Here is a 3,551-nt window from a genome sequence, read left to right on the forward strand (position 1 = left end):
GCCCCCGTTGGGATGGGCATCGAATATAGTCTTGGCAGTACGTATCAAACTTCGGCGACGTTCAGTAATTTGGATGCAGGGAACTACAATGTGACAGCGAAGAACACGACCACGGGTTGTATATCACCGAGTTTAGCGTTGACGGTGAATGCTGTTCCATCAGCACCCGCCCAACCAACGGCTTCGGTGACGGTACAACCGACGTGTACCACGCCAAAAGGAACGATTGTGGTGACGGCCCCCGTTGGGACGGGCATCGAATACAGTCTTGGCGGTACGTACCAAGCGTCGGCGACGTTCAGTAATTTGGATGCGGGGAACTACAATGTAACAGCGAAGAACACGACCACGGGTTGTATTTCACTGAGTTTGGCTTTGACGGTGAATGCGGTTCCATCTGCCCCTGCCCAACCAACGGCTTCGGTGACGGTACAACCAACGTGTACCACGCCAAAAGGGACAATTGTGGTGACAGCCCCCGTTGGGACGGGCATCGAATATAGTCTTGGCAGTACGTACCAAGCTTCGGCAACGTTCAGTAATTTGGATGCAGGGAATTACAATGTAACAGCGAAAGACGTAGCCACGGGTTGTATATCAACGAGTTTAGCGTTGACGGTGAATGCGGTTCCATCGGAACCTGCCCAACCAACGGCTTCGGTGACGGTACAACCGACGTGTACCACGCCAAAAGGGACGATTGTGGTGACAGCCCCCGTTGGGACGGGCATCGAATACAGCCTTGGCGGTACGTACCAAACTTCGGCGACGTTCAGTAATTTGGACGCGGGGAATTATAATGTGACAGCGAAAGACGTAGCCACTGGTTGTATATCACCAAGTTTAGCTTTGACGGTGAATGCGGTGCCATCAGCCCCAGCCCAACCAACAGCTTCGGTGACAGTACAACCGACATGTACCACGCCAAAAGGGACGATTGTGGTGACAGCCCCTACAGGCACCGATATTCAATACAGTCTTGGCGGTACGTACCAAGCTTCGGCAACGTTCAGTAATTTGGATGCGGGGAACTATAATGTGACAGCGAAAGACGTAGCAACGGATTGTATTTCACCGAGTTTAGCTTTGACGGTGAATGCAGTTCCATCAGCCCCTGCGACGCCAACAGCTTCGGTGACAGTACAACCGACGTGTACCACGCCAAAAGGGACGATTGTGGTGACAGCCCCCGTGGGGACGGGCATCGAATATAGTCTTGGCAGTACGTACCAAACTTCGGCAACGTTCAGTAATTTGAATGCGGGGAATTATAATGTAACAGCGAAGAACACGACCACGGGTTGTATATCACCGAGTTTGGCTTTGACGGTGAATGCCGTGCCCTCTGCTCCAGCCCAACCAACAGCTTCGGTGACAGTACAACCGACATGTACTACGCCAAAAGGGACAATTGTGGTGACGGCTCCCGTTGGAACGGGCATCGAATACAGCCTTGGCGGGGCGTACCAAGCCTCAGCGACGTTCAGTAATTTGGATGCAGGGAATTATAATGTGACGGCGAAAGACGTGGCCACGGGTTGTATATCACCGAGTTTGGCTTTGACGGTGAATGCGGTGCCATCAGCTCCTGCTCAGCCAACGGCTTCGGTGACGGTACAACCGACGTGTACCACGCCAAAAGGGACAATTGTAGTGACGGCCCCCGTTGGGACGGGCATCGAATACAGCCTTGGCGGTACGTACCAAACTTCGGCGACGTTCAGTAATTTGGATGCAGGGAACTACAATGTGACGGCGAAGAACACGACCACGGGTTGTATATCACCGAGTTTGGCTTTGACGGTGAATGCAGTGCCATCAGCCCCAGCCCAACCAACGGCTTCGGTGACGGTACAACCGACGTGTACCACGCCGAAAGGGACAATTGTGGTGACAGCCCCCGTTGGGACGGGCATCGAATATAGTCTTGGCAGTACGTACCAAGCTTCGGCAACGTTCAGTAATTTGGATGCGGGGAATTATAATGTGACAGCGAAGAACACGACCACGGGTTGTATATCACCGAGTTTGGCTTTGACGGTGAATGCGGTTCCATCTGCTCCAGCCCAACCAACGGCTTCGGTGACGGTGCAACCGACGTGTACTACGCCGAAAGGGACAATTGTGGTGACGGCCCCCGTTGGGACGGGTATCGAATACAGTCTTGGCGGTACGTACCAAGCTTCGGCAACGTTCAGTAATTTGGATGCAGGGAATTACAATGTAACTGCGAAGAACACGACCACGGGTTGTATATCACCGAGTTTGGCTTTGACGGTGAATGCAGTGCCATCAGCCCCAGCCCAACCAACAGCTTCGGTGACGGTACAACCGACGTGTACCACGCCAAAAGGGACAATTGTGGTGACGGCCCCTACAGGCACCGATATTCAATACAGTCTTGGCGGTACGTACCAAGCTTCGGCAACGTTCAGTAATTTGGATGCGGGGAACTACAATGTGACGGCGAAGAACACGACCACGGGTTGTATATCACCGAGTTTAGCTTTGACGGTGAATGCGGTTCCATCGGCACCTGCCCAACCAACGGCTTCGGTGACGGTACAACCGACGTGTACCACGCCAAAAGGGACAATTGTGGTGACGGCCCCTACAGGCACCGATATTCAATACAGCCTTGGCGGGGCGTATCAAACTTCGGCGACGTTCAGTAATTTGGACGCGGGGAACTACAATGTGACGGCGAAGGACGTGGCCACGGGTTGTATATCACCGAGTTTGGCTTTGACGGTGAATGCGGTTCCATCTGCCCCTGCTCAACCAACAGTAGGCACGATTACGCAACCGACCTGTGCATTGGCTACGGGAAGCGTCGAATTGAGCGGTTTACCATCGAGTGGTACATGGACATTGACGCGCAACCCTGGTTCGGTAACTAGCACGGGCACGGGCGGGACGACGACGGTTTCAGGGTTGGTGTCAGGAATATACACGTTTACCGTGACCAATGATGCAGGTTGTACATCGGTGGCGAGTGGGGATGTGGAGATTACTGTGCCCCCTAGCAATGTAAGCATCACAACGGCAGCAAGCGCGCCTATTTGTGCAGGAGCGACTTCCTTCACAATACCTTACACGGCCACGACGGGTAGCCCACTAAGTTATTCGATTACGGGAGTAGGAATTACATCGGTTAGCAACGGAACACTACCTTCAACGCCGATTGTGGTGAATTTGAGCGGCCCCGCGACGGGTAGTTCAATTTCGTATAGCCTGACAGTGAGTAATGCTGGCGGCTGTGTTTCGCCAAACGTTACAGGCAGTGTGGCCGTTCAAAACAAACCAACGATCACGCTAACGACGCTTCAACAAACCCTAAACGAAGGCAATAATCCCGTTCTTTGCGATACCGATGCGAATTCAGTTAACAGTTTACAGTTTAACGTCTTGATTTCGTGCGTTTCGGGTTCACCCGTTTGGCGCGTACAAGTGGGCAGTGGTGCATGGAGCAACTGGTCAGCGACAGCCCCAGTTTCCCAACCGTCCAATAACCAACCCCACCGCTACCAAGCGGCTTGCGACGCCAATTG

The 3,551-nt window shown here is 53.3% G+C and carries 1 protein-coding gene; it reads left to right on the forward strand.

The window, feature by feature from the left end:
- The coding region (locus tag AC23N5_RS29845; RefSeq protein WP_487758329.1) for a beta strand repeat-containing protein at nucleotides 1–3,551 on the forward strand (3,551 nt) is incomplete at both ends.

It is taken from the genome of Runella sp. R5_40, assembly GCF_057652295.1.